General features: G+C 65.9%; 6 protein-coding genes and 3 pseudogenes. 5 read left to right on the top strand and 4 right to left on the bottom strand.

The window, feature by feature from the left end; translation table 11 throughout:
- Positions 1-277: 277 nt before the first annotated feature.
- Positions 278-585 (top strand): annotated as a pseudogene (locus VF592_RS06550) (NAD(P)-binding domain-containing protein); the annotation flags it as partial.
- Positions 586-692: 107 nt separating this feature from the next.
- On the opposite strand, the gene VF592_RS06545 reads toward VF592_RS06550, so the two are convergent.
- The 3 genes from VF592_RS06545 to VF592_RS06535 all read right to left on the bottom strand — a co-directional run bounded on the left by VF592_RS06545 (position 693) and on the right by VF592_RS06535 (position 2,302).
- On the bottom strand, positions 693-1,754 hold the full coding sequence (locus VF592_RS06545; protein WP_331004805.1) for an SDR family oxidoreductase: 1,062 nt from the start codon (positions 1,752-1,754) through the stop codon (positions 693-695).
- 173 nt (positions 1,755-1,927) lie between these two features.
- Positions 1,928-2,107, bottom strand: coding sequence for a hypothetical protein (locus tag VF592_RS06540; protein WP_331004804.1), 180 nt, complete (start codon positions 2,105-2,107; stop codon positions 1,928-1,930).
- 18 nt (positions 2,108-2,125) lie between these two features.
- Entirely contained in the window at positions 2,126-2,302 is a 177-nt protein-coding gene (locus VF592_RS06535; RefSeq protein ID WP_331004803.1) for a hypothetical protein, read from the bottom strand.
- 112 nt (positions 2,303-2,414) lie between these two features.
- On the opposite strand from VF592_RS06535, the gene VF592_RS06530 reads away from it, so the two are divergent.
- From VF592_RS06530 to VF592_RS06520, 3 genes are all read left to right on the top strand, one after another.
- Entirely contained in the window at positions 2,415-2,816 is a 402-nt protein-coding gene (locus VF592_RS06530; protein WP_331004802.1) for a hypothetical protein, read from the top strand.
- On the top strand, positions 2,813-2,989 hold the full coding sequence (locus VF592_RS06525; protein ID WP_331004801.1) for a CsbD family protein: 177 nt from the start codon (positions 2,813-2,815) through the stop codon (positions 2,987-2,989). The genes VF592_RS06530 and VF592_RS06525 overlap by 4 nt, the downstream gene beginning before the upstream one ends.
- A gap of 138 nt (positions 2,990-3,127) precedes the next feature.
- Positions 3,128-4,057 carry a hypothetical protein gene (locus VF592_RS06520; RefSeq protein WP_331004800.1) on the top strand — a complete coding sequence of 310 codons (930 nt, stop codon included), beginning with the start codon at positions 3,128-3,130 and terminating at the stop codon, positions 4,055-4,057.
- A gap of 642 nt (positions 4,058-4,699) precedes the next feature.
- On the opposite strand, the pseudogene VF592_RS06515 reads toward VF592_RS06520, so the two are convergent.
- Positions 4,700-5,457 (bottom strand): annotated as a pseudogene (locus tag VF592_RS06515) (IS5 family transposase).
- A 70-nt stretch (positions 5,458-5,527) separates the two neighbouring features.
- Between VF592_RS06515 and VF592_RS06510 the strand changes: the two are divergent.
- Positions 5,528-6,488: pseudogene (locus VF592_RS06510) on the top strand (IS481 family transposase).
- The last annotated feature ends 70 nt before the right edge of the window (positions 6,489-6,558 follow it).

The following is a 6,558-nucleotide window of genomic DNA, read 5'->3' as shown; positions in this document are numbered from 1 at the left end:
GGCGTGCGCTTCTGGACCCGCGTCAAGACCGTGACCCAACGCTGGCCCGACGGCGCCGGGATCAGTGGGGGCGACCTGCCGCGCGGATCGGAAGACGGCGCCGCGAGCAGGGTGCAGGACGCCTTCGTCATCCCCACCATGAGTTGAATGGCTCGGCCAGCGCTAACCTCTCCTGCGTTTTGGCCGCGACTGGCCGTCGGGCGTCGTTCACGGCGGCCGGTGGCCCTCCTTTCGCATTAGTGGCGAGAGCCTGCGCAAGCTGCGGAGTACCCAATCAGTGACACGCGTCGCATTCATCGGGCTAGGCAACATGGGCGGCGGCATGGCCGCGAATCTGGCCAAGGCGGGGCAAGACGTCCGCGCCTTCGACCTGTCCCCCGACGCGCTCGCCCGCGCGGAGCAGGCCGGGTGCCTTCCCGCCGACAGCGCCCAGGCGGCGGTGGACGGCGCCGAGGCGGTGGTCACCATGCTCCCCGCAGGCGCGCATGTGGAGGCCGTGTACGGCGGGGCGGCCTGGTCGGCCGGGTGGCGCCGACCGCGATCCTGATCGACTGTTCGACGATCGACGGGTGCCGTGCGCCAAGAGCAGGAGCCCGGACATGATCCGGAAAAGGCTCAGCACCTTGGGCGCGTGGACGGTAAGTCGATCATCGTTCATTGGCTGACCTTTCGGATCGATCGAACTGGGAACCTCAAGGAATAAGCCGTTCCGCCCGCAATCGCGTGAATAGGTCGAAGAAGGCGTCATCGGTCGGCTGATAGGCCGTAAAGCCGAGCCTTCGGCTCTTGCTCATGTCGGTGACGACCTCGATCGGTCGTCCGAGATCGGCATCGGTATGCCAGGGCGACGAGAGGCGGTTCAGGTCCTGCACGGCCAATCCTTCGCGCGCGGCGATCGCCTGCCACAGCGGCCCGTCATCGGCCATCTGGGCCTCCAGCGGCTCGACGCTTCCGTCGAAGCCTGCCGGCTCCAGGCCGAACCATTGAGCGATCCGTTCCCACATCCAACTCCAGCGGAAGATGTCGCCGTTGACGACGTTGAACGCCTCGTTTCGCGCCAAGGGCGTGATCGCGGCCCAAAGGAGATGACGGGCGAGCAGCCTTGCGTCCGTCATGTCGGTCAGCCCGTTCCACTGAGCGGGTGAGCCCGGGAACCGAAAAGGACGCCCAGTTTCGCGGCACAGGGTCGCGTAGACCGCAAGCGTGGTGCCCATGTTCATTGCATTCCCCACCGCCATGCCGATGACCGTATGCGGACGATGGACGCTCCACGAGAAGCCATCGCGTTCAGCGGCGGCGAACAGCTCGTCCTCCTGCGCATAGTAGAAATTCTCGACGTCGAGCCGGCCCTGCTCCTCGCGGAACGGCGTCTGCGGCAACGCGCCTTGCCCATAGGCCTCGAATGGCCCAAGATAATGTTTGAGGCCGGTCACCAAGGCGACGTGCTGGGTGCTTCCGCCGATCCGGAGCGCGTCGAGCAGGTGGCGCACCATCGCCGCGTTGACCCGGATATTCTCTGCCTCGCTCTCCTGGCGCAGCCATGTGGTGATGAACACGGCATCAGGCCGAAGGTCGGCGAGAGCTGCGGCGGTGACCGCCTTGTCCTGAAGATCGGCGGCGACAGGGATTACGCCGTCGCGAGCAGTCGGGCGGCGGGCGAGGCCGTGCACCTGCCAGCCTTCGGCCAGCAGCGCGTCCACGGTCGCGCTGCCGACGATACCGCTCGCCCCGACAACCAATGCCGTTCCAGTCATGTCATGCTCCGATAGATTAGGTGCGGACTGCGCGTGCATTCCCTGTTGCGCTTTCCAACGACGCTGCCGCGAAACCGCTCCGTCAGCCGCTGGTGGACGTTGTGGGGTGCCTTGCAGGCGACCGACTGGATCTGCATGCGAGCGAACACCGCGCGCCAGTGGGTCACCATCACTCAAAAGGCGACGCTGCCGTCGATCATCTGTTCGAACTCGGCAGCCGTCGCGCGATAGCCGTTACCCGGAAGCCGCACGACGAAGCGCGTGAAAGCGTCGTCGACATAGCCGCTGGCGCTCATGGCGGCCGCGCCTTCGCGTCCTACCGTGCCGCTCCCGGCCAGGCGTCCGTCGGTCATGACGGGAAACAAGGGAGATCAGGGCACATAGGTGAGCGGCTGGCCGGGCTGCCAGAGCACCTGACCCGGCTCGAACCGTACCGGCTCCAAGCGCTTCATCAGATGCTTGAGCCCGTCCGGCGGCACCCGGTCGAGCAGGTGGTTACTGCTCGCCGGCGTCTGGCCGTCAGGTACGGGCCGGCTTTCCTGCATCATCACCGTCGATCTGCTGATCTAGATCAGCTTGTTGTATTCGGGCCGATTTTTGTGGTCGTTACCCGCTCGGATCGGGAACGGTCGAAGAAAGTGACGGTTTATGCCCGGTCAGATGCAGAAGAGGTTGACGGCTCCCGAGATGCTGAAAGCTGGAAAACTGGACGGCCGGATCGCGTGCTCACTCGCGTCGTGCGTGATCGCCTCGGGATGCGTGAATCCGTCCGAAAAGATCGCGACATCGCTGACGGCTTACGGCCTGGATGCTTCGCAATCGCAGTGCGTCGGCGACCGGCTCGAGCGCAACCTGTCGATTGGCCAACTCCAGGAGCTCGGCCGCGCGACGCGCGTCTATAGTCAAGACGAGGTTACGCCAGGCCGCCTGACGGCGTCCGACCTGATCCGTGTCGCCGGACAGTTCAAGAACCCCAAGGTGCCGATCGAGGTCGGCAAGGCCGCAGCCGGATGCGGTGTGCTGACCGGATGGGCGGCACCTCGACCCACCTCGGCGGCATGACCGGCTCCGGCGTCGGCTACAAGGCAGCTGGGCTCGGGAACGAGGCGATGGGCAACGTCAAGCAGGGGCTGGGCTCGCTTATCGGAAACGAGAATCTGAAGTGCTCGGGCGAAGCGCAGGAGCGCTCCGGCGAGGCACAACAGGGCAGGGGACCGGACCGCGACCGCTTCTGAGCCGGTCGAGTTAGCGGCGGGACGCGTCGGGAAAGCGCGTCTCGTCCGTTTAGTGCCTCGGCCGCCCCGGCGTATCACGGGCGGCCGCTTCTTCATGTCACTTCGTGGCTGTTCGTCACCAGCAAGCAAGGAAACAATATGGACCACCATCCCGACACGCCGCGAAACCGGGGCGACAAGGACGCGCCGCACATCAGCCCGGTCACGCCGGCCGAGGACGTCCGCACGATCGCGATCAACCAGGTCGCCTGGGGCGCGATCTTCGCCGGTGTGGCGATCGGGCTCATCACCCAGCTCCTGCTCAACATGATCGGGTTGGGGCTAGGGCTAGCTACCCTCGATCCGGGCACCTCGGACAATCCGAGCGCCGGCGGCCTGTCGATCGGAGCGGGCATCTGGTGGGTGCTGTCGGGCATCATCGCCTCGTTCGCGGGCGGATGGATCGCGGGTCGGCTGGCCGGCAAGCCGCGCGAATCGACCGGCGGTTGGCACGGCGTCACCTCCTGGGCGGTGACGTCGTTGATCGTCGTGTACCTTCTCACCAGCGCGGTAAGCGGCGTATTGGGTGGTGCTATCGGCGCGATCGGTAACGCGGCAGGCGGCGTGGCCCGCACGGTCGGCACGGCCGCAACGGTGGCCGCGCCGGCGGCAGTCGGTCAGGGCGACGAGATCGCCGGCGCGGTTCAGTCGCAGGTTCGTGAAGCGACCGGCGGCGCCGATCTTGGTCAACTCGCCAGCGCTGCCGGTGCTGCGGTGAGCGGCGCCACCAGTGACGATCCTGCTCGTCAGGCGCAGGCGCGCGAGCAGGCGGCGCAGGCCTATTCGCAAGCTAAAGGCGTGCCGATCGAGCAGGCTCGCGCCGAGGTCGCCCGCACCGAGGCCCAAGCCCGCACCCGCGGAACCGAGGTGAAGCAGCGCGCGACGCAGGCGGCCGACACGGCGGCCAAGGCGGCCTCGACTGCCGCGCTGGTCAGCGCCTTCGCGCTGATCCTGGGCGCGCTCGCGGCCTGGTTCGGCGGCCGCCGTGGTGCGGTCGAGCCGACGATCACGGGTCGCCTGCGGGTCTGAACATGGGGGAGGCCGGCCGAACCCGGCCGGCCTCACTCCACTTCAGCCTTTTGCCAGAATTAGGCGGATAGGTTCCGGTAATCGGCCGGGAACACGCGCGCATACCTCACCGACATGGCCCCTCCCGTATAGACGCGGCGCATCTCACTCTCATGCGTCGCGCCCGGCCTGTGTTCGGCTGACCGCATGGCGGTCCTGCCACTGGGGCCGGACCGCGGCTGTGCATCGCAGCGTCCTTCGCTCCACCGGAGATGGTCGCCATTCTGTCGACGCTCGCTCAACGCTTCCGCTTCACCCCGATTGGCGTGGAACCGGTCGTGAGCGTCAGGATCGGCACCTACTCCCTCAATGGTTTATGGGCGGGCGTGGAGCGGCTGAGCCGAAGGGCGAAAGCCCATCTCACCCAGGGCAGGAGCGTCCGTTAGACAGATATTCCTGGCGGGGTCTGTCATACGGGCCACACGAACGAGCGGCCGCTTCCAAGCCGCGGCAATGCTGCGTTGAGCGCCCGAATATGGGTCGCCCAGCCTGCCGATGGGAGGGTAGAAGACGCCCGACTGTTCGGACACCAGCCTTGCCGATTGTGCCAATGCGTTGTCCCAACCCGGCGTGTAGCACATCGTTATGTACTAGGTAGGGGACTCATACGATCCATTCGCTGACGATGGCGGCGAGGGCTAGGCCGGCGAGGTAGTTACGGGCGAGGCGGTCGTATCTGGTAGCGATGCGCCGCCAGTTCCTCAGCCGGCAGAACAGCCGCTCGATCCCGTTGCGACGGCGATAGGCGCGGCGGTTGAGCGGGTAAGGCTTGTAGCGGCTGGCGGTGGACGGGATCACGGCCGTGATCCGCCGCTCGGCCAACCAGCGCCGTAGCCGGTCGGCGTCATAGGCCTTGTCCGCAATGAGCCGCCTGGGCGGGGCGATCTGCTCCAGCAGCGGCACCGCCATGTTGATGTCGGCGACGTTGCCGGGCGTCAGGCCGAAGGCGACCGGTCGGCCGCAAGTATCGGCCAGACAATGGACTTTGGACGTGCGACCGCCGCGCGAGATGCCGACCGCTTGCGCCCACTCCCCCCTTTTGCGCCGCTTGCCGACCGGTGCGCCTTCACATGCGTGCTATCCAGCATCAGCTCGGCCGGGACTTCGCCTGACGCCGCCAGCCGCTCGAACATGCGCTGCCAAATGCCGCGCTGCGACCAGCGGTTGTATCGGTTATAGACCGTGGTGGCGGGGCCGTACTCGGGCGGCACGTCGCGCCACCGGCACCCGGTCTTGAGCACATGCAGGATGCCTGACAACACCCGCCTGTCGTCCACCCTCGGCTTGCCCGGCCGCCCATGCGGTAGATGCGGGTCGAGCTTGGCCCAAACCTCGTCCAACAACCAAAACAACCGCGCCATCGCCGCCTCCTGATTGTTTGATCCCAGGGTTTGATGGTGCGGTCCCTTGGTTGGAATGGAAGGAAGCCATATGGGACAGGTACGTCACGGGAGCGCCACGACCACGCACGCCGTCCGAGCAGCAATACAGCGATCGCAAGCTTCGCTCGCGACGCTGAGCCGGGAACTTGGGATCAATCCAAAGACGGTGGCGAAGTGGCGGAAGCGGGCCACGGTCGAGGATCTGAAGACCGGGCCGAAGACCCCTCATTCAACGACGTTGACCGAGGCCGAGGAGGCAATGGTTGTTGCGTTCCGACGGCACACGCTGCTGCCGCTCGACGACTGCCTCTACGCGTTGCAACCGTCGATCCCGCACCTGACACGGTCAGCGCTGCACCGATGCCTGCAGCGGCACGGCATCTCACGGCTACCGGATGTCGAGGGCGACAAGCCGAGGCGTCAGCGCTTCAAGCGCTATCCCATCGGGTTCTTCCATATGGACATCGCCGAGGTTCAAACTGCCGAAGGCAAACTCTACCTGTTCGTCGGCATCGACCGCACGAGCAAGTTCGCGGTCACCCAGCTCGTCGACAAGGCTGACAGGCGAACCGCGTGGGAGTTCCTCGAACACTTCCTGGAAAGCCGTGCCTTACCACATCCACACGATCCTGACCGACAATGGCATCCAGTTCGCCGAGCAGCCGCGCAACCGCAACACCGCCTGGTCGCGGCAGATGCGCTTCGACATGATCTTTGAGGCGAACGGTATCGAGCACCGGCTCACCAAGCCGAACCACCCCTGGACCAACGATCAGGTTGAGCGGATGAACCGCACCATCAAGGAGGCGACCGTCAAGCGCTTCCACTACGAGAGCCATGACCAGCTGCGGACGCACCTCGCCGACTTCATGGCCGCCTATAACTTCGCCCGCCGGCTTAAAACGCTAAGCGATCTCACACCCTACGAATACATTGCCAAAATCTGGACGTCGGAGCCAAACCGGTTCATCGTCAATCCGATCCACCAGATGCCGGGACTAAACACCTAGGGGCATCCTGCAGAGAGCGGTTCGCATTGGACTGACAGCGCCCGTGTGAACGTGCCGCGGCAGCGGACCG

The sequence above is a fragment of the Sphingomonas sp. genome, from assembly GCF_036388435.1.
Lineage (GTDB): Bacteria > Pseudomonadota > Alphaproteobacteria > Sphingomonadales > Sphingomonadaceae > Sphingomonas.
Note: the sequence above shows the minus strand (reverse complement) of the source record. Positions and strands in the feature narration are given on the sequence as shown.